The sequence below is a fragment of the Allobosea sp. 05L423 genome (genome assembly GCF_056397745.1).
In genome coordinates this window covers 21,791-40,715 of sequence record NZ_JBFTOA010000021.1, presented here as the reverse complement: position 1 = coordinate 40,715, position 18,925 = coordinate 21,791, and the positions used below count along the sequence as shown (strand labels likewise).

Here is an 18,925-nt window from a genome sequence, read left to right as displayed (position 1 = left end):
AACCCATGCAGAATTCCGAGATCATCTGGGAGCTGGTCGATGCCAAGCGGCAGCCTTTCGAGGCGCTGAGCGATCGCGTCTGGGGCATGCCGGAGATCGCCTATACCGAGTACCGCTCGGTCGGCGAGCATGTTGCGATGCTGAAGGAACAGGGCTTCCGCATCACCGAGAACGTCGCGGGCATCCCGACCGCGGTGATGGGTGAAGCCGGCGAAGGCGGTCCGGTCATCGCCATCCTCGGAGAATACGATGCCCTGCCGGGCCTCAGCCAGGAAGCCAATATCGCCGAGCCCAGGCCCGTCGAAGCTGGTGGCCACGGCCATGGCTGCGGCCACAACATGCTGGGCTCGGCCGCTCTGCTCGCGGCGACCGCGGTGAAGGACTGGCTCGCCAGGACCAGCCGGCCGGGGCGTGTCCGCTATTTCGGCTGTCCGGCGGAGGAAGGCGGCGCGGCCAAGGCCTTCATGGTGCGCGCCGGCGCCTTCGATGACGTCGATGTCGCGATCAGCTGGCATCCGGCTTCGATGACCAAGGTCGACGACGCGCTGTCGCTCGCCAACACCCGGATGGATTTCCACTTCACCGGCCGCGCCTCGCATGCCGCTGCTGCGCCGCATCTCGGCCGTTCGGCGCTCGATGCGGTCGAGCTGATGAATGTCGGCGTCAACTACATGCGCGAGCACATGCCGTCCGACGCCCGCATCCACTACGCCATGCTCGATGCCGGCGGCATCGCGCCGAATGTGGTCCAGGCCTCGGCCAAGGTGCGCTACGCCATCCGCGCCCGCGACCTCGCCGGCATGCTGGAACTCAACGAGCGCGTGAAGAAGATCGCCGAGGGCGCGGCACTGATGACCGAGACCAAGGTCTCGATCTCGATCATGAGCGCGGTCTCCAACATGCTCGGCAACACGCCGCTGGAAGACGCGATGTTTGGGAATATCGACCGGCTCGGCCCCGTGCCCTTCGATGCGGCAGACAAGGCCTATGCGGCCAAGATCCAGGCGACGCTGAGCCAGGGCGACATTCTCAACGACTACCGCCGCACCGGCATCGCGCCACGCGAGAACACGCCGCTCTGCGACTTCGTCGTGCCGCAGGGCACAAGGGGCGTGCCGATGATCGGTTCGACCGATGTCGCCGACGTCAGTTGGAAAGTGCCGACGATCCAGGCGCGGGTCGCGACCCATGCCATCGGAACGCCCGGCCATTCCTGGCAGATCACGGCGCAGGGCAAGGCCCCGGCTGCGCATAAGGGCATGGTCCATGCCGCCAAGATCATGGCGGGCACCGCGATCGACGTGATCAGCGATGAGACGCTGCTGGCCCGCGCCAAGAAGGACCATCAGGAGCGGATCAAGCGCACCCCTTACGTCTGCCCGATTCCGCCCGAGGTGAAACCGCCGATTCAGCCGCGGCCCGCGGCCGCCTGAGCCTTACATCCCGGGACCGCCGGCGAGGCTGTGCCCGGGCGACGTTTCAACCAAACAACAAATAAAGAGCGGGATACGATCATGGCGAACCGAAACGAGAAGAGCGGCACCAAACGAGGCGCCGCCGGCCGCAGTCTCCTGTCGGCTGCGGCAGCCGGCGCCCTCTGCGCGGCGGCGGGAGCAGCTATCGCCGCCACGCCCAAAAATGCTCTGGTGATGGCCTGGAACGTCGACGCCATCAGCACCTTCGACCCCGCCCAGGTCGGCGAGGTCGTCACCAACGAGATCCTGCAGAACACCTGCGACACGCTGGTCGATTTCGACCCGGCCGACGAGCGCAAGGTCGTGCCTGGCTTCGCCGAGCGCTGGGACGTCTCGCCCGACCGCAAGGAGATCACCTTCCACCTGCGCAAGGGCGCGAAATTCCCTTCCGGCAATCCCGTCACGGCCGAGGACGTCGCCTGGTCGCTGCATCGCGTCGTCAAGCTGAACTTCGGCAATGCGGCGACGCTGACCGAGTTCGGCTTCACCAAGGAGAACGTCGAGCAAAGCATCGCTGCGGGCCCGAACGACACGCTCGTCTTCAAGCTCGACAAGGCCTATCCGACGACGCTGGTGCTGCAGTCCATCGCCGCCAACCGGGTCTCCATGGTGATGGACAAGAAGACCCTGATGGCGAACGAGCAGGGCGGCGATCTCGGCAACAAGTACCTGACCACGCGCACCGCTTGCGTCGGCCCCTACAAGCTGACCCGCTGGAACGCCGGCGAGTCGATCGTGCTGGAGGCGAATGAGGGCTATTGGGGCACGACGCCCGGCCTGAAGCGCGTCCTGATCCGCCATGTCGCGGAACCCGGCACCCAGCGCCTGCTGCTCAGCCAGGGCGATGTCGACGTGGCGCGCGACCTGACCCCGGAGGACCTCAGGGATCTCGAAGGCTCCAAGGACGTCTCGATCGTCACGACTCTGAGGCCCCAGCTCTTCTACTGGGGCTTCAACGTCGCGGACGGCCCCTTCTCCAAGGAGAAGGTGCGCCTCGCGATGCGCTACCTGATCGACTATGACGGCCTCGGCAAGACCGTGATGACCCATCTCGGCGTGCCCCGCGCCAGCTTCGCCCAGCTCGGCGCCGTCGGTGCCCTCGATGCGAAGGAGGGGCAGCCTTTCAAGCTCGATCTCGACAAGGCCAAGCAGCTGCTGACGGAAGCCGGCTATTCCAACGGCTTCGAGGCGACCATGATCTTCGGCACGCTGCCGCATGCGAACCCGATCGCCCAGAGCGTCCAGCAGAACGCCGCCAAGGTCGGGATCAAGCTCTCTCTCGAACGCATGGCCAATGCCCAGCTCTTCAGCAAGGTGCGCGGGCGCGAGTACCAGTCGGCAATGCTGGCCTGGCAGACCAACGTGCCGGACGCCCATGGCAACGCCTCGCGCCTCGTCTTCAACCCCGATAACAGGCTGGAAGCCAAGCAGACCCAGTATCCGAGCTGGCGCTCCGCCTTCCAGGATCTCGACCTCAACAAGAAGGTTGACGAGGCCCTGCTCGAGCCCGACCCGGCCAAGCGCGACGCCCTCTATGCCGAAATCCAGAAGGAGGTGATGGCGAAGGGGCCGATGGCCTTCATGTTCCAGATGAACAATGTCGCCGGCGTGCGCAAGGACCTGAAGTCTTGGACCTGGAACGGCTTCCGGACCTATTACGAGCGCGCGGCCAAGTAAGGCCGCCGCGATGTCCCGGACCGCCGCAGTCGCGTCCGGCTTGAGCACCGAATCCGGGCGGAATCTGTTTCCCTCCTGGCTTCGAGCGTCCAGCCGGACTCTCATATCGTTCGCCGTGACCCTGCTCGGGCTCGCGGCGCTGACCTTCTTCATCGGTCGCCTGCTGCCGCTCGATCCCGTCGTCGCCGTGCTCGGCGACAACGCGACCCAGGAAGCCTATCAGGCGATGTACAAGCAGCTCGGTCTCGACCAGCCGCTCCATGTCCAGTTCGGCCGCTATCTCTGGGGCGTCCTGCATCTCGATTTCGGCATGGCGCTGACCACCGGCAAGCCGGTGATGGCGGATATCGCCCGCGTCTTCCCGGCGACGATCGAGCTCGCCAGCGTGGCGATCGTCATCGGCACCAGCCTCGGCATTCCGCTCGGCGTGCTCTCCGCGATGTATCGAGGCTCCCTGATCGACCAGATCGTGCGGGTCGTCGGGCTGGTCGGCTATTCCGCGCCGAATTTCTGGCTCGGCCTGATGGGTCTGGTGCTGTTCTATGCGACGCTGGGCTGGGTCGGCGGCCCCGGGCGCATCGACTTCACCTATGAGTTCGATCTCGAACCCGTCACCGGCTTCCTGCTGATCGACAGCCTGCTCGCCGGCAACTGGGATATGTTCGGCAATGCCGTGTCGCACATCATCCTGCCGGCCTCGATTCTGGCCTTCAGCTCGCTCGCCTATATCAGCCGCATGACCCGCAGCTTCATGATGGAGCAGCTCGGCCAGGAATATGTGGTGACGGCGCGGGTCAAGGGGCTGTCCTGGGCGCGAACCGTGTGGGGTCACGCCTTCCGCAACATCGCCGTGCAGGTGCTGACGGTGGTCGCGCTCTCCTACGCCTTCCTGCTCGAAGGCGCGGTGCTGACCGAGACGGTCTTCGCCTGGCCAGGCTTCGGCCGCTACCTGACCAACGCGCTGCTCGCCGGAGACATGAACGCCGTCGTCGGCTGCACGCTCCTGGTCGGCGTCATCTTCGTCACGCTCAACCTGTTGTGCGACCTGCTTTACCGGGTCTTCGACCCGCGGACCCGCTGAGGCATGGCCATGGCACCACGATCCATCGACCATTCAGCCGGGCGGGGCCTCGGGGCCTGGCTCGCCGCACCCGTCCCGGCCTCGCCCTTCCAGGCGCGGATGCAGCAACTCTCGCTGAAATGGTGGCGGCTGCGGGCTAATCCCGCCGCCCTGTTCGGCCTCGCCATCATCGTGCTGATCGCGCTGGTGGCGCTGTTCGCGCCGTTGATCGCGACGCACGACATCTATGCGCAGGACCTGATGCAGCGCCTGCAACGGCCTTCCGCCGCGCACTGGTTCGGCACGGACGAACTCGGCCGCGACATCTTCAGCCGACTGGTGTTCGGAGCGCGCATCACGCTCTACATCGCCCTGCTGACGGCAGTGATCGCCGCGCCGCTCGGGCTGATCATCGGCACCACCTCCGGCTATCTCGGCGGCTGGGTCGATATCGTGCTGATGCGCATCGTCGACATCTTCCTGGCTTTCCCGAGCCTGGTGCTGGCGCTCGCCTTCGTCGCGGCGCTCGGTCCCGGCATCGACCACGCGATCATCGCGATCGCCCTCGCTGCCTGGCCGCCGATCGCGCGGCTCGCCCGCGCCGAGACGCTGTCGATCCGCAAATCCGACTATATCGCGGCGGTCCGGCTGCAGGGGGCGTCACCGCTCCGGATCATTCTCGGCCATGTCGTGCCGATGTGCATTCCCTCCGTCGTGGTGCGCATCACCCTCAACATGGCCGCGATCATCCTGACGGCGGCCGGTCTCGGCTTCCTCGGCCTCGGCGCGCAGCCGCCAAGCCCGGAATGGGGCGCGATGCTGGCATCGGGCCGCGAGTTCATCCTGACCAATGGCTGGATCGCCGGCATCCCCGGCCTCGCCATCCTCGTCACCAGCCTGGCCTTCAACCTGTTCGGCGACGGCCTGCGCGACATCCTGGATCCCCGCCATGGATAAGCCGCTGCTCGAGGTCGAGGACCTCTTCGTCTCGTTCAAGGGCGCGCACCGCACGGTGCAGGCTGTACGCGGCATCTCCTTCAGCGTCGGCCGCGAGAAGGTCGGCATCGTCGGCGAATCCGGCTCGGGCAAGTCGCTGACCGGACGCACGATTCTGAAGCTGACGCCGAAGGCGGCGTCGATCTCCGCCACGAAGCTGTCCTTCGACGGGATCGACCTGCTGGCCGCCAGCGAGCGGCAGATGCGCAGCATCCGCGGCAACCGCATCTCGATGATCCTGCAGGATCCCAAATTCTCGCTCAACCCGCTGATGCGCGTCGGCCAGCAGATCACCGAGGCCTATCGGTTGCACCACAAGGTCGGCGGGCGGGAGGCGGAAGCGCGGGCGCTCGCGATGCTGGAGGCCGTGAAGATCCGCGATCCCGCGCGCGTCTTCAGGCTCTTCCCGCACGAGGTCTCGGGCGGCATGGGGCAGCGCATCATGATCGCGATGATGCTGATTCCGGAGCCGGACCTGATCATCGCCGACGAGCCGACCTCGGCGCTCGACGTCACCATCCGGCGGCAGGTGCTGAGCATTCTCGACGAGCTGGTGACGCGGCGTGGCGCGGGGCTGATCTTCATCAGCCACGACCTCAACCTCGTGGCGGATTTCTGCGACCGCGTGCTGGTGATGTATGCGGGCCGGATCATGGAGGACATTCCGGCGCGCGAGCTGCGCAATGCGCGGCACCCGTATACGCGCGCGCTGCTCGACAGCCTGCCGCGCCTCGATCGGCAAGCCGACATGCTGCAGGTGCCGAGCCGCGATCCGGCCTGGTTGGACGGGCCGACGCTGCAGAGCGGGAGCCGGACATGAACGCGGCGGATCCGAGCATCGCGAACAACCGCCCGGCTGCCCTCGCCGTCAGCAATCTCTCCATCGTCTTCGGCCGGGGCGCCTCGGCGCTCACCGCGGTCGACGGTGTTTCCTTCACCTTGCGCCATGGTGAGGCCTTCGGGTTGATCGGCGAATCCGGCTGCGGCAAGTCGACGGTGCTGCGCGCACTCGCCGGGCTCAACAGCGAATATGGAGGCACGATCGCCTTCCATGACCGCGAGGTGCCGCATAAGCGCGACAAGGCTTTTTTCCGCCGCGTGCAGATGGTGTTCCAGGACCCCTATGCCTCGCTGCACCCGCGCAAGATGGTGCAGAACGTGCTGGCCGAGCCGCTGAAGATCCATGGCTTCGACCGGCCGCAGGAGCGCATCGACGAGATCCTCACCGCCGTCGGCCTCGGCCCTTCCTTCCGCTACCGCTTTCCGCACGAGCTCTCGGGTGGGCAACGCCAGCGCGTCGCGATCGCGCGTGCGCTGATCATCGAGCCCGAGCTTCTGCTGCTGGACGAGCCGACCTCGGCGCTGGACGTCTCCGTGCAGGCCGAGATCCTCAACCTGCTGAAGCAGCTCCGCCGCGACCGCGACCTGACCTATCTCATGGTGAGCCACGATCTCGCGGTGGTGACGCATCTGTGCGAGCGCGTCGCGATGATGAGCGAAGGGCGCATCCTCGAGGAAATGAGTTCGCAGGATGTCCGCGCCGGCCGCGCACGCGAGCCCTACACGCGGGAATTTCTCGACGCGAGCACAGGCTATCGCCCGGCTACGTGAGCGATGGTGGGAACGGCGGAGGACCAGCAAGTGGATAAGGCAGTCATCGCGGGCGAAAGCCCGGCCGGAGAATTCTGGCCGGTGCAGGCCTGGGAAACCACGGAGCCGGAAGCGGCGGGCTGGTCCAGCGCCGGGCTCGACCTGGCCTGGCGCTTCGCCGACACCATCGCCACGGCGACGGTGATGATCGTGCAGGGCGGACGCGTGGTGGCGAGCCGCGGCGACCTCGCTCATCGCTACCAATGCCACTCCGTCCGCAAGAGCTTCCTCAGCGCGCTGATCGGCATCCATGAGGAAGCCGGCACGATCGATCTCTCCCGGACACTCGCCCAGCTCGGCATCGACGACAGGGAAGGCCTGAGCGAGCGCGAGAAGGCGGCGACGATCTATGACCTGCTGACGGCCCGTTCGGGCATCTTCCACCCGGCCGGCTATGAATCCCCCTGGATGAAGTCGATCAAGCCGCAGCGCCATTCGCAGCCGCCGGGCACCTTCTGGCTATACAATAACTGGGACTTCAATGCGCTCGGGACGATCTTCACTGCCCTCACCGGCGCCGGCATCCATGACGACTTCCTGACGCGGATCGCCCGCCCGCTGGGCATGGAGGATTTCCGTTTTGACGGCGAACGGCGCGACGGCTGGCTCGAACAGGACGATTGCTCGGTTCATCCCGCCTATCCGTTCCGGATGTCGACGCGGGATCTGGCACGCTTCGGCCTGACGTTCCTGCGGCAGGGGCGCTGGCAGGGCGAGCAGGTCATCCCAGCCAACTGGGTTGCGACCAGCGTCCTGCCGCTTTCCGATGCCGGGCCGCGCGGCGGTTACGGCTATATGTGGTGGACCGAGCGCTCCGGCGCCGGCTTCCCCGGCGTCGTGCTGCCGGCCGGCAGCTACAGCGCGCAGGGCGTCGGCGGGCAGAACTGTCTCGTCATCCCCTCGCTCGACCTCGTGATCGTCCACCGGGTCAACACCGACATCAAGGGCACGGAGGTGAACCGCTTCGCCTTCGGCCGCCTGCTGCGCCTGATCCTCGAAGCACGCCGGCAGGATTGAGCAGCCTTAGCCTCCGCCAGACCGACCGGGAGTAATCATGCCCAGCGCCATAGAACGTATTGCCGCATGGAGCCGCTCCGGGTCGGTCTTCTCGCCGCTCGCGCGGCTGAGGGCGCATCACGCCATCACCGATACGGTGGCCTGCATGCTGGCCGGTATCGGCGATCAGGCGACGCAGGCCGTGCGGCAGGCTTTCGCGTCCGGCATCGGCCCGCAGGGCGCGGCTGCGGTCGCCGGTGGTGGCCGGGCGAGCGAGGCGATCGCCGCGCTGGTCAACGGCACGGCCGCGCATGCGCTCGACTATGACGACAATTTCCGGCCGGGCATCACCCATGCCTCGGCGGTGCTGGTGCCGGCGCTGCTCGCCGTGGCGCAAGGGCGCGGGGCGGGCGGACGGGCCTTCGTCGACGCCTATCTCGTCGGGCTGGAGGCGCAGGCCGCCGTCGGGCGCGGCATCAACCCGGCGCACTACACCATCGGCTGGCACGCGACCTCGACGGTCGGCGCCATCGGCACGGCGGCAGGCACGGCCTGCCTGATGGGGCTCGACGCGGCTGGCATTGCGCGGGCGATGAGCGTTGCGGCGAGCATGGCGGCCGGGCCGAAGGGCCAGTTCGGCACGCCGGCCAAGCCGCTGCACGCCGGCCTCGCGGCCCGCAACGCCGTCGATGCGGCTGCACTCGCTGCTGCGGGGATGACCGGGCGGCTCGACATCCTGGAATGTCCGATGGGCATTGCCGAACTGTTCGGCGACGACAGCGCTGCCGGCTGGGAACGCATGGCGCTGGCGTCACCCCATGTCATCGAGAGCGATGGGCTGACGCCGAAACGTCATCCCTGCTGCGGCTCGACGCATCTCGCGGTCGATGCGATCCTCGACCTCAAGGCGGAGCATGGTTTCGCTGCCGATGACGTCGCGGGGGTCGATACGCTGGTCGGCATCGCCAATGCCCGTAACCTCGCCTATCCCGACCCGCAGGACGAGATGCAGGGGCGCTTCTCGATGCATTACTGCGTGGCGCTCGCGCTGTCGCAGGACCGGCTGTCGCTGGCCGATTTCACGCCGGCTGCCGTCGGGCGTGCGGAACTCCGGCGCCTGCTGCCGCTGACGACGATGCGATCCTACGACAAGAGCGACGAGGCGGCCGGGCGCCAGCCGCATCGCGTCACCATCAGCCTCAAGGACGGGCGCGTGCTCAAGGCCGAGCGGCTGGAGGCGAAGGGCTCGATCGCGGACCCGTTCGACGATGCCGACCGGGAAGCGAAGTTCGGGGATTGCTGCGCCGACATGCAGGGCGCCGCTGCACTCTACGCCCGGCTCGCCGACATCGATGCGGCAGCAGACCTCGGTTTCCTGTTGTCGGAGTCCGTCGAGGCCGGACGCGTATAACCGCGCCGGCCGGTGACGGGGCCGGCCGGATCGTCCGGCCGCGAGGGCTGGTTGTCGTCGATGGTGGCAGCCCAGAACTGTTCGACGGAGAGCCGACCCTGCTGCCTGGCCCGGTAAAGCCGGATTTCGGCGGTGATGTACCAGGACGGGTCGGCGGCCGTCACAAGCTGGCCGTTGCGCAACTCGTCGACGACCAGGCTCTCGGGCACCCAGGCGACGCCGCGCCCGGCCATGACCATGGCCTTGAGGCCGACCGACATCGGGTTCTCGTAGACTGTGACCAGCGGCGTCGGCCGCTCCGCGAAGAGCAGGGCCAGCCGTCGCGCGAAGAAGGAGCAGGTGCCGTAGCTCAGCAGGCGGACGGGAGCGTCGCCACAGCGGAAGGCGTGCAGCGGCTCGCCGCGTTCGTCGGGGATCGAGACCGGGATCGCCCGCTCGGTGCCGAGGCGGCGATAGACGAAGCGCTTGGCGTCCAATTCAGGCGACACCGCCGGATGGGCATAGGTCAGCAGGAAATCGCATTCGCCATGGTTGAGGAGCGCGACATTGCCGTCGAAGGAAGAGCGCTGATCACAGAACCGCGTTTTCACCGGCCCGAGCTTTTCCTCGATGCGGCGGACGAGGCCAGGAAAATAGGTCAAGGACAGGGTGTTCAGCGTGGCGAAGACCAGGGTCTCCGACGCGTCCTCATGGAGCTGGCGCACCTCCTGCCGCGCGCCCTGCACCTGCTTCAGGATTTCCTGGGCACGCGGAAGAAAGGTCCGGCCGGCTTCGGTGAGACGGATGGGATAGCTGCTGCGGTCGAACAGCGGCAGGCTGAGCCATCCCTCGAGCTGTTTGACGCGGCGGCTCAGGGCCGATTGCGTGACGTTTCGTTCACGGGCGGAGCGCGAGAAGCTGAGCGTCGTCGACAGGCTCAGGAAGTCTTCCAGCAGCTTCAACTCCATCGCCATTTCCTCCGCCGGCGCGGGCAGGATGGCATGGCTGCTTCGGCCACGCCAGAAGCCGACCGGGCGAAGGGAATCGAAGCATTGGCACGGGCTTGCCTTGCCGTCGGGCGTTGAGCCATCTGCTCGCGGTCGAGCTCCTCTAAGGGCGGGGGAGCCAATTGGCGGCAGTGTCAAACCCTGCTCTGGGATCCCGATCGTGGCCGCGCCTGTTAAACGGCCACCCTCGCTCGCGACGATCCGCTCACAAGGTCACCCAAGGCGCAGTAACAAGTAGCACAAGCGGGATGGCCACCACGGCGAGCACCGTCTGTGTCGCCGTGATGCCAGCCATCAGCGGAGCATCGCCGCCCAGCTGACGGGCCATGATGTAGGCCGACGATGCCGTAGGCAGGGCCTGGAACAGCAGGGCTGTCGTCAGTGCCGGACCTGTAAGGCCGGTCAGCATCGCGAACAGGATGGTTGCAACCGGCATCGCCAGGAATTTCATCGCCGACGACGACGCGACCGGGCCGACCCACTTGCGAGCTGTCCTGAAGTCCAACGCGGCGCCGACGCAGAGAAGGCCTAGCGGCAGAGAAGCGGCACCCAGGGAGCGCATCGCCGGCTCTATACCGGGCGGAATGCCCAGGCCGGCGAGCTGAAATACGATGCCGGCCAGAGAGGCGATCACCAGCGGGTTCGTCACCAGCTGCTTGAGGATGCCCCGGCCGCTCAGCTTGGCCGAGCCGTGCCGGGCAAAAACCAGCACGCACAGGACGTTGACCGTCGGCACGATCGCGGCATTGCAGATTGCCGCCATGGCGATGCCCTTGGCGCCGAACAGTCCGGATGCCAGGGTGACGCCGACATAGTTGTTGAAGCGCACGCTCCCCTGAAACACCGAGGTGAACGCTGGGCCATCCAGACGCAGCAGAGGCCGCACCGCCACAACCAGCGCCGACACGACGATCGTGGCCAGGATGAGCGTCAGGGCCAGCTCGTGAACCGGCAGCGCCTCGAGATGCGCCGTGGCGAGCCCGTGGAAGAACAGGCACGGCAGCAGGATGTAATAGCCGAGCCGTTCTGCCAGAGGCCAGAAGCCGTCATCCAGGAAACGCCGCAGGCGCAGCCCCATGCCCAGCCCGATCAGCACAATGACGGGCAGCAGCGCCAACAGGACATCGCGCGTCATGCCTCGGCTCCCAACGCCGCGACGATGCGATGGCCGCCCTCGACCAGCGTTGCGGAGATCCGCACCATGTCGGGATAGCCGGCCCAATACGGCGCGGGGATAATCACCTCGTCCCCGGCTTCAAGGGTCGCCAGAAACGCGTTGAAAATGACCTGCTTGGCGCCGCAGCCGACAGCGATCTCGGTGTCCTCGTACTCAAGGCCTCGGTCCCGTGCGACGGCATTGCGAGCGGCCATGCGGAGTTCCGGCATTTCATTGGACGGCGTATAGCCAAGCGGCCGGCGAGCCGCGTCTATCGCGGCGTCTGCGACGTGAGACGGGGGCGCGAAGTCCGGCTCCGCGAGGGTTAGACCCACGATATCGCGACCGGCCGCGCGAAGCGCGGCTGCCCGACGCGCCATTGCGAGGATGGGCGAGCCTTCGACGGCGTCCTGGCTGGGAGCAGCGGCGGTCATGTCGGCCTCGTCGGTCGGTCTTTGCCGAAGCAACTACCCCTTTTGAGGGGCGAGAAAAAATGCTTAATTCTTGACGGATCGTTGAGAATAACTTTTGGGTCGAGTGTCTGTGTCGCTGCGCGCTCTTCGCACCTTGCAGGCCATTTCCAGGCTCGGGTCTTTTGCCCGCGCCGGGGAAGCGGTTGGCCTGACGTCGTCTGCCGTGAGCTTGCAGGTGAAGTCGCTGGAGGAGGAGTTCGGCGCCCAGTTGTTTGACCGCTCGCGCCGACTGCCCGTACTGACGGAGGCCGGCAGGATCGTGCTCGCAAAGTCCGAAGAGGTGCTCGCGCTCTACGACCAGATCGCGGAGGCTCTGAGTGTCGAGCAGTCGCTTGCCGGGCGACTAAAGCTTGGGGCCATCCAGACGGCGCTGTCGGGCGTTCTCCCGCAGGCGCTCATGGCACTGAAACGGTCCCATCCACGCGTCCGGGTCCATGTCGAGGCGGGAATGTCGGCGGAACTTGCGCTGAAGGTCTCGGCCGGCGAGCTGGACGCCGCCATCACGACCGAGCCGGTGAAGCCCCACCCGGCGGATCTGAACTGGACGCCGCTCTATGAGGATCGGTTCTGGCTTGTCGCCCCGGCGGGGTCGGAAGGCCAAAACCAGCGGGAATTGCTATCCAACCTGCCTTTCATTCGCTTCGACAGCCGGGCGTGGGCCGGCCGCGTGATAGAGCGAGAGCTGAGGCGGCAGCGGATCAATGTTCGCGAGGAGATGGTCCTCGATAGTCAGGAGGTGATCCTGAGAATGGTCCAGAGCGGGCTCGGAGTCGCCATCATTCCCCTTTCAAACGAAGTGCGGAACGGCTTGCCCATGTTCTGCCTGCCGTTCGGCGAGCCGCAACTCAAACGGCAGATCGTGCTGTTGGAGCGGCAGGGCCAAAAGGGCGGCAGGTTGGCGGCAGCGCTCGCCTGTACGGTGGCGGAAATGGCTGATACGGCGCAAAGGCCGTGAGGCCAATGCCCGCTGCCACGGGTGAGATATCTCCCGAGAGCAGCCCCCTTGAATGACCCGCCCATGCCGAGAAGCACCTCTCGGCCTGTCAGCCCGGAACCTCCGTCTTCGGGCGAGGCGCCAAATTCCGTTATTGGCGCGATCGGGCCGCGCGTAGCTCACGTGGCGGACTTCCACTTTCCACCTGAACAGGACGCTCCGCGGCCCAACAAAAAGCCCGCGGCTCGCGCCGCGGGCTGATTATTTTCGAGATGCGAAGGCCTCAGGCCGCGACGGCGGCCGGCTCCTTCTTTTCCCATTCCTCGCCCCAGATCATCACGGCATGGCCGGGCGAGACCTCGCGGTACTGGCGCACCGGCACGATATAGTCGGGCGCCCGCACCGGGCTCTTGATCTCGTCGTTCGAGACCGGGCGCTTCTGCAGGCGCCGGGCCGGATCGGCGATCGGCACCGCCGCCAGCAGCCGCTTGGTGTAGGGATGCTGCGGGTTCTGGAAGATCGCCTCGCGCGGGCCGATCTCGACGATCTCGCCGAGATACATCACCGCGACGCGGTGGCTGACGCGCTCCACCACCGCCATGTCGTGCGAGATGAAGAGATAGCCCAGCCCCATGCGCGCCTGCAGGTCGAGCATCAGGTTCACCACCTGCGCCTTCACCGAGACGTCGAGCGCCGAAACCGCCTCGTCCGCCACGATCAGCCGCGGCTCGACCGCCAGAGCGCGGGCGATGCAGATGCGCTGGCGCTGGCCGCCCGAGAACTCGTGCGGGAAACGGTTGGCCATCTCCGGCAGCAGGCCGACGCGCTTGAGCAGGTCGGCGACCTTGTCGCGCGCCTCCGAACGGGTGGCGAGGTTGTTGATCAGCAGCGGCTCGGCGACGGCCGTGCCGACATTCATGCGCGGATTGAGCGAGGCGAACGGGTCCTGGAAGATCATCTGCATGCGCTTGCGCTGCTCGCGCAGGTCATGCTGGTTGAGCTTGAGGACGTCGACGCCGTCGAGCAGCACCGAGCCGGCGAGCGGCTCGATCAGGCGCATCACCGAGCGGCCGGTGGTCGACTTGCCGCAGCCGGATTCGCCGACCAGCGCCAGCGTCTCGCCGGCCTTCAGGCTGAACGAGACGTTCTCGACGGCGTGCACGCGCCCCTTCACCGAGGAGAGCAGGCCGCCGCGGATTTCGAAGCGGGTGGTGAGGCCGGCAACCTCCAACACGGGGCGCTCGGCCGCCTGGACGGTATCGGGCACCTCGGTCGGCACGTCCGAGAGGCCGGTCGCGCGGTCGACGACCGGGAAGCGCATCGGCCGCCGGCGGCCTTCCATCGAGCCCAGCTTCGGCACGGCCGAGAGCAGCGCCTTGGTGTAGGGCTTCTGCGGATTGCGGAAGATGTCGTCGGTGTTGCCGGTCTCGATCTCGTCGCCGTTGTACATGACGACAGTGCGGTCGGCGATCTCGGCCACCACGCCCATGTCGTGGGTGATGAAGAGGACGGACATGCCCTCTTCGTCCTGCAGCTGCTTGATGAGCTCCAGGATCTGCGCCTGGATGGTGACGTCGAGCGCGGTGGTCGGCTCGTCGGCGATCAGGAGCTTGGGCTTGCAGGCCAGCGCCATCGCGATCATCACGCGCTGGCGCATGCCGCCCGAGAAGCGGTGCGGATATTCGTGGAAGCGCGACTTCGCGGCGGGGATGCGGACCTTCTCGAGCAGGCGCACCGTCTCGGCCTCGGCTTCCGAGCGCGACAGGCCGCGATGCAGGATCAGCGCCTCGGCGATCTGGAAGCCGATGGTCAGCACCGGGTTCAGCGAGGTCATCGGCTCCTGGAAGATCATGGCGATCTCGTTGCCGCGGATGTGGCGCATGTCGGAATCCGGCAGCGTCAGCAGCTCCTTGCCGTTGAGCTTGATCGAACCTTCGATCTTGCTCGATTGCGGTGGGGTGAGGCGCATGATCGAGAGCGCGGTCACGCTCTTGCCGGAGCCGGATTCACCGACGACCGCCAGCGTCTCCTTTGGCTTGATGTCGAAGGAGATGTTGCGGACGACCGATTTCCACTGGCCTTCCACGCGGAAGGAGGTCGAGAGGTTCGAAACCGACAGGATAGGGGAGGTCATTTCGGGTCCTTCTCTGGATCAGATCACACGACGCGGGTCGAGCGCATCGCGCAGACCGTCGCCGATGAAGTTGATCGACAACACGGTCAGGAAGATCGCGGCGCCGGGGAACAGCGCCCAGTGCGGCGCCGAGTCGAGGTGGTCCTTGGCGTCGAACAGCAGGCGCCCCCAGGTCGGGATGTCCGGCGGGAAGCCGAGGCCAAGGAAGGAGAGCGTCGATTCCGCAATGATCGCGGAAGAGACCTCGATCGTCGAGGCGACGATGACCGGACCGAGCGCGTTGGGCAGGATGTGGCGCGTCATCTGGCGGAGCTTGGTCGCGCCCTGGGCGCGGGCCGCCTCGACGAACTCCTTCTCGCGCAGCGAGAGGAACTGCGCGCGCACCAGGCGCGCCACCGGCATCCAGCGCAGCCCGCCGATGACGACGACGATCAGCACGAAGACGCCGCCCTCGACGCCGAACACCGCCTTCAACTGCTCGCGGAACAGATAGATGATCAGCAGCAGCAGCGGCAGCTGCGGCAGCGACAGGAACAGGTCGGTCACCCACATCAGGACGGGGTCGGCCACCTTGCGGGACATGCCGGCGAACGCGCCGATGACGACGCCGACGATGGTCGCCACGATCATCGCGGCGAGGCCGACGGCGAGCGAAATGCGCCCGCCATACATCATCCGCGCCAGGATATCCTGGCCGAGGTCGTCAGTGCCGAGCGGGTGCGCCCAGGACGGACCCTGGAGCTGCGCCGAGAAATCGATGTCGTTGATCGGGATGGGCCAGAACCAGGGGCCGACGACGACGCCGAGGATCAGGAAGGCGAGCACGAAGGTGCTGGCCATGGCGAGCTTGTGCCGGCGGAACCGGCGCCACGTCTCGCGCCCCGGCGAGACCACGGCGGTGGCGGCGGCTGCCGTCACCGTCGGATCAGCTGAAGGAGATGCGAGGGTCGAGCCAGCCATAAAGGACATCCGCGATGAGATTGAACAGGACCACCAGGCAGGCGAAGACGAACGTCACGGCCATGATCACAGGTGTGTCGTTGGCGAGGATCGCGTCGATCAGAAGCGAACCGATGCCGGGGATTCGGAAGATCTGCTCGGTCACGATGGCACCGCCGAAGACGGCGGGCATCTGCAGCGCGACCAAGGTCACGACCGGTATCAGTGCGTTGCGCGTGATGTGCCGCAGCGTGACCGTGCGCTCGCTGAGGCCCTTGGCGCGCGCGGTGGTGACGTAGTCGAGCCGGATGACGTCGAGCACGGCCGAGCGGACATAGCGCGTATAGGAGGCTGCCTGGAACAGGCCGAGCACCATGATCGGCATGATCGCCTGGCGGAACATCTCCCAGTACCAGCGCCAGCCTGTCGCAGCGACGTCGGAGCGGTAGACGAAGGGGAACCAGTCCAGCGTCACCGAGAAGAGCAGGATGAAGAGCAGGCCGGTGAAGAAGGTCGGCAGCGAGAAGCCGACGAAGGCGAGCGTGTTGGCGATCTGATCGAAGATCGAATAGGGCCGCGTCGCCGCGAAGATGCCGACCGGCAGGGCGATGCACAGCGCCAGGATCTGCGAGGAGCCGACCACGAACAGCGTCGTCGGCACGCGCTGCAGGATGAGCTGGTCGACATTGATGCGGCTGGCGAAGGAAAAGCCCCAGTCGCCCTGCACCATGGCCCCGAGCCAGCGCAGATACCGCACCATGATCGGGTCGTTCAGGCCGAAGCTGGCGCGGATGGCCTCGCGCACCTCGGGCGGCACGTTGGGATTCGTCGCCATTTCGGAGAACGGATCGCCCGGCGCCAATGCGAGCACCGTGAACAGGATCAGGCTGATTYCGAGTAGACTTGGAATGGCGATCAGAAGCCGCCGTATCAGATATGTCGCCATCTAGTGTTTTTCTCTTTGCGTGCGCGGCGCCGCCGCGGACTGAACGCCGACTGCAACCAAATCATCCCTGCAGCTGCCGAAGGCCGAGCGATGAGCCGGTGCAAAAGCGCCTCTCGCGGAGATTGTCTCTCCGCGAGAGGCTGTTCGGCACTTAGCTGCGATACCAGGCCGCGAGGTTCCAGGTATCGACGTCCCAACCGGAATGGTCGTGGGAGATGTTGTTCAGGGCGGCCGCCACGCGGGTACGCGAGAGCAGCGGCAGGATGATGTTGGCCTCGCAGAAGATCTCGTTGACCTTGATCAGCAGCGCTGCGCGCTTGGCTGGGTCGAGTTCCTTCTGGGCGGCCTTGTAGGCCTTGTCAGCCTCGGGGTCCGAGTAGCGCGAGACGTTGCGGCCCAGCCACTTGTTCTCCTTGGTCGCGATCTCCCAGGAGGTGAACTGGTTGAGGAAGCGCTCCGGATCGGGCTGCGGCTGCGTCGTGGTGTACATCTCCATGTCGACATAGAGCTTGGTGTAGGTGTCGGGATTGGCGACGTCCGACGAGAAGAACACCGAAGCCGTGACCGACTTGAGCTCAAGGTCGATGCCGGCGCGCTGGCAGGCCTGCTTGATGATGGCCTGGGTCTTCTGGCGCGGGGCGTTGATCGAGGTCTGGAAGACGTATTTGAGCTTCTTGCCGTCCTTCTCGCGGATGCCGTCGGCACCCTTCTTCCAGCCGGCGTCGTCGAGGATCTTGTTGGCCTTGTCGATGTTGAACTCGTATTTGAGCTTGGTCGACTTGAACTGCTTGGGCTCGTTGACGAAGCTCGCCGTGGCGGTGCCGCCGCGGCCATAGATGAACTTCTGGACCGAGTCGCGGTCGATCAGCAGGTTGATCGCCTGGCGCACGGCCGGGTCCGACAGCGTCGGGTGCTTGGTCTTGATGCTCGAGCGTTCGCCATCGACCTCGGTCCACGGGTCGGTCGGGTTCAGGATGATGAACTCGATGTCGCCCGAAGGCACGGCGCTGACCTTGCCGCGTCCGCCGGTCTCCATGCGCTTGAGGACTTCGTCCTCGACCTGCAGGTTCCAGGCGTAGTCGTATTCGCCGGTCTGGAGCACGGCGCGCGCCGCCGAGACTGCGTCACCGCCGCCCTTGACCTCGAGCGTGTCGAAATGCGGCTGGTTCTTGACGTGGTAGTCGGGATTGCGCTCGGCGGTGATGATGTCGCCCGGCTTGAACTCGACGAACTTGTAGGGGCCGGTGCCGATGGGCTTCAGGTTGCCCGGAGCCTCGCGCGACTTGGCGCCGATGTAATCGCCGAACTGATGCTTCGGCAGGATCTGGCCGGTCACGCCGACGAAAGCGTCGGCCCAGAACGGCGTGGCCTCGGGGAAGATCACCTTGACGGTGAGGTCGTCGACCTTCTCGACCTTGATGTCCTTGTAGGCACCGGTGGTGTAGGCGGCGGTCGCCGGATCCCTGGCATATTCCCAGGTGAAGACGACGTCGTCGGCGGTGAGCGGCTTGCCGTCATGCCACTTCACGCCCGGCTTCAGCTTCCAGGTGACGGCCTTGCCGTCCTCCGAGAGGCCGCCATTGGCGCGGGACGGCACTTCGGCCGCGAGCTGCGGAATGAGGTTGCCTTCCTTGTCCCAGCCGGCGAGCGGCTCGAAGAAGATGCGCGAGGCGATCTGATCCTTGGTGCCGGAGGCGAAATGCGGGTTGAGCAGGGTCGGGGCCTGCCAGAGCAGGATCTTGAGCGGACCGCCGCCGCCGGCCTTCGTCGGTTTGTAGGGCAGCGTGGCATCGGCCATCGCCACACCGTTCCAGACCAGAATCTGGCTCGCGATCGGGGCGGCGATACCGACTGCCGCCATCTTCCGGATGAAGGATCGTCGCGACATCGCGCCACCCTTCACATCCGCGACGAGACCGCGGATTTCCTGCTCATTCATCGGATTGCCTCCACCTAAAAAACAAAAAGTCATCCCCAGCGCTTTCGCGCCGTTTTCTCGTTGATGGGCTCAGCAAGGCATGTGCCAACGAAAGCGTCAACTGTGCAGCGCGGGACGGCCATGTCCCCGTGGCGACCCCGAACGGCCGGAAAC

Annotated in this window: 16 protein-coding genes and 1 pseudogene; 10 read left to right on the top strand and 7 right to left on the bottom strand. The window is 66.3% G+C overall.

Annotated features, from left to right (window positions below; all coding sequences use genetic code 11):
• Window positions 1-5 precede the first annotated feature (5 nt).
• The 9 genes and pseudogenes from AC1DNE_RS26470 to AC1DNE_RS26430 all read left to right on the top strand — a co-directional run bounded on the left by AC1DNE_RS26470 (window position 6) and on the right by AC1DNE_RS26430 (window position 9,265).
• Window positions 6-1,433, top strand: a complete 1,428-nt coding sequence (locus tag AC1DNE_RS26470; RefSeq protein ID WP_441473426.1) for a M20 family metallopeptidase — start codon at window positions 6-8, stop codon at window positions 1,431-1,433.
• Between the two features lie 81 nt (window positions 1,434-1,514).
• On the top strand, window positions 1,515-3,152 hold the full coding sequence (locus tag AC1DNE_RS26465; RefSeq protein ID WP_441473425.1) for an ABC transporter substrate-binding protein: 1,638 nt from the start codon (window positions 1,515-1,517) through the stop codon (window positions 3,150-3,152).
• A gap of 10 nt (window positions 3,153-3,162) precedes the next feature.
• A complete protein-coding gene (locus AC1DNE_RS26460; RefSeq protein ID WP_441473424.1) occupies window positions 3,163-4,233 on the top strand; it encodes an ABC transporter permease in 1,071 nt (356 codons plus the stop codon).
• 9 nt (window positions 4,234-4,242) lie between these two features.
• Window positions 4,243-5,169, top strand: coding sequence for an ABC transporter permease (locus AC1DNE_RS26455; protein WP_441473423.1), 927 nt, complete (start codon window positions 4,243-4,245; stop codon window positions 5,167-5,169).
• A 70-nt stretch (window positions 5,170-5,239) separates the two neighbouring features.
• Window positions 5,240-5,698 (top strand): annotated as a pseudogene (locus AC1DNE_RS26450) (ATP-binding cassette domain-containing protein); the annotation flags it as partial.
• Window positions 5,699-5,842: 144 nt separating this feature from the next.
• Entirely contained in the window at window positions 5,843-6,028 is a 186-nt protein-coding gene (locus AC1DNE_RS26445; RefSeq protein WP_441473452.1) for an ABC transporter ATP-binding protein, read from the top strand.
• Window positions 6,025-6,819: an ABC transporter ATP-binding protein gene (locus tag AC1DNE_RS26440; protein WP_441473422.1), complete on the top strand. Its 795-nt coding sequence runs from the start codon at window positions 6,025-6,027 to the stop codon at window positions 6,817-6,819. Before AC1DNE_RS26445 ends, AC1DNE_RS26440 begins: the two co-directional genes overlap by 4 nt.
• A 30-nt stretch (window positions 6,820-6,849) precedes the next feature.
• Window positions 6,850-7,875, top strand: coding sequence for a serine hydrolase domain-containing protein (locus AC1DNE_RS26435; protein ID WP_441473421.1), 1,026 nt, complete (start codon window positions 6,850-6,852; stop codon window positions 7,873-7,875).
• Window positions 7,876-7,912: 37 nt separating this feature from the next.
• Complete coding sequence (locus AC1DNE_RS26430) at window positions 7,913-9,265, top strand: MmgE/PrpD family protein (protein ID WP_441473420.1); 1,353 nt, start codon at window positions 7,913-7,915, stop codon at window positions 9,263-9,265.
• On the opposite strand, the gene AC1DNE_RS26425 is transcribed toward AC1DNE_RS26430, so the two are convergent.
• From AC1DNE_RS26425 to AC1DNE_RS26415, 3 genes are all read right to left on the bottom strand, one after another.
• Complete coding sequence (locus AC1DNE_RS26425) at window positions 9,184-10,212, bottom strand: LysR family transcriptional regulator (RefSeq protein ID WP_441473419.1); 1,029 nt, start codon at window positions 10,210-10,212, stop codon at window positions 9,184-9,186. The two genes, AC1DNE_RS26430 and AC1DNE_RS26425, sit on opposite strands and share 82 nt — an antisense overlap.
• A 244-nt stretch (window positions 10,213-10,456) precedes the next feature.
• Window positions 10,457-11,386, bottom strand: coding sequence for an AEC family transporter (locus AC1DNE_RS26420; RefSeq protein ID WP_476767080.1), 930 nt, complete (start codon window positions 11,384-11,386; stop codon window positions 10,457-10,459).
• Window positions 11,383-11,841: an aminotransferase class I/II-fold pyridoxal phosphate-dependent enzyme gene (locus AC1DNE_RS26415; protein ID WP_441473417.1), complete on the bottom strand. Its 459-nt coding sequence runs from the start codon at window positions 11,839-11,841 to the stop codon at window positions 11,383-11,385. The genes AC1DNE_RS26420 and AC1DNE_RS26415 overlap by 4 nt, the downstream gene beginning before the upstream one ends.
• A gap of 109 nt (window positions 11,842-11,950) precedes the next feature.
• Here AC1DNE_RS26415 and AC1DNE_RS26410 point away from each other — a divergent pair, with 109 nt between their 5' ends.
• On the top strand, window positions 11,951-12,835 hold the full coding sequence (locus AC1DNE_RS26410; RefSeq protein ID WP_441473416.1) for a LysR family transcriptional regulator: 885 nt from the start codon (window positions 11,951-11,953) through the stop codon (window positions 12,833-12,835).
• Between the two features lie 262 nt (window positions 12,836-13,097).
• Here the strand turns inward: AC1DNE_RS26410 and AC1DNE_RS26405 are convergent, their stop codons facing one another.
• The 4 genes from AC1DNE_RS26405 to AC1DNE_RS26390 form a co-directional block, all read right to left on the bottom strand.
• Window positions 13,098-14,948 carry an ABC transporter ATP-binding protein gene (locus AC1DNE_RS26405; RefSeq protein WP_441473415.1) on the bottom strand — a complete coding sequence of 617 codons (1,851 nt, stop codon included), beginning with the start codon at window positions 14,946-14,948 and terminating at the stop codon, window positions 13,098-13,100.
• An 18-nt stretch (window positions 14,949-14,966) separates the two neighbouring features.
• Window positions 14,967-15,908: an ABC transporter permease gene (locus AC1DNE_RS26400; protein ID WP_441473414.1), complete on the bottom strand. Its 942-nt coding sequence runs from the start codon at window positions 15,906-15,908 to the stop codon at window positions 14,967-14,969.
• The gene (locus tag AC1DNE_RS26395; RefSeq protein ID WP_476841276.1) at window positions 15,874-16,833 is read right to left on the bottom strand and encodes an ABC transporter permease; all 960 of its coding nucleotides are present in this window, start codon (window positions 16,831-16,833) and stop codon (window positions 15,874-15,876) included. The genes AC1DNE_RS26400 and AC1DNE_RS26395 overlap by 35 nt, the downstream gene beginning before the upstream one ends.
• 151 nt (window positions 16,834-16,984) lie before the next feature.
• Window positions 16,985-18,772 carry a peptide ABC transporter substrate-binding protein gene (locus tag AC1DNE_RS26390; RefSeq protein WP_441473412.1) on the bottom strand — a complete coding sequence of 596 codons (1,788 nt, stop codon included), beginning with the start codon at window positions 18,770-18,772 and terminating at the stop codon, window positions 16,985-16,987.
• Window positions 18,773-18,925: the final 153 nt, after the last annotated feature.

What these genes read in the sequence shown, in the direction of transcription:
- AC1DNE_RS26470 (WP_441473426.1), top strand. Translation starts at nt 6, where the DNA reads ATGCAGAATTCCGAGATCATCTGGGAGCTGGTCGATGCCAAGCGGCAG.
- AC1DNE_RS26465 (WP_441473425.1), top strand. Translation starts at nt 1,515, where the DNA reads ATGGCGAACCGAAACGAGAAGAGCGGCACCAAACGAGGCGCCGCCGGC.
- AC1DNE_RS26460 (WP_441473424.1), top strand. Translation starts at nt 3,163, where the DNA reads ATGTCCCGGACCGCCGCAGTCGCGTCCGGCTTGAGCACCGAATCCGGG.
- AC1DNE_RS26455 (WP_441473423.1), top strand. Translation starts at nt 4,243, where the DNA reads ATGGCACCACGATCCATCGACCATTCAGCCGGGCGGGGCCTCGGGGCC.
- AC1DNE_RS26445 (WP_441473452.1), top strand. Translation starts at nt 5,843, where the DNA reads ATGTATGCGGGCCGGATCATGGAGGACATTCCGGCGCGCGAGCTGCGC.
- AC1DNE_RS26440 (WP_441473422.1), top strand. Translation starts at nt 6,025, where the DNA reads ATGAACGCGGCGGATCCGAGCATCGCGAACAACCGCCCGGCTGCCCTC.
- AC1DNE_RS26430 (WP_441473420.1), top strand. Translation starts at nt 7,913, where the DNA reads ATGCCCAGCGCCATAGAACGTATTGCCGCATGGAGCCGCTCCGGGTCG.
- AC1DNE_RS26425 (WP_441473419.1), bottom strand. Translation starts at nt 10,212, where the DNA reads ATGGAGTTGAAGCTGCTGGAAGACTTCCTGAGCCTGTCGACGACGCTC.
- AC1DNE_RS26420 (WP_476767080.1), bottom strand. Translation starts at nt 11,386, where the DNA reads ATGACGCGCGATGTCCTGTTGGCGCTGCTGCCCGTCATTGTGCTGATC.
- AC1DNE_RS26415 (WP_441473417.1), bottom strand. Translation starts at nt 11,841, where the DNA reads ATGACCGCCGCTGCTCCCAGCCAGGACGCCGTCGAAGGCTCGCCCATC.
- AC1DNE_RS26405 (WP_441473415.1), bottom strand. Translation starts at nt 14,948, where the DNA reads ATGACCTCCCCTATCCTGTCGGTTTCGAACCTCTCGACCTCCTTCCGC.
- AC1DNE_RS26400 (WP_441473414.1), bottom strand. Translation starts at nt 15,908, where the DNA reads ATGGCTGGCTCGACCCTCGCATCTCCTTCAGCTGATCCGACGGTGACG.
- AC1DNE_RS26390 (WP_441473412.1), bottom strand. Translation starts at nt 18,772, where the DNA reads ATGAATGAGCAGGAAATCCGCGGTCTCGTCGCGGATGTGAAGGGTGGC.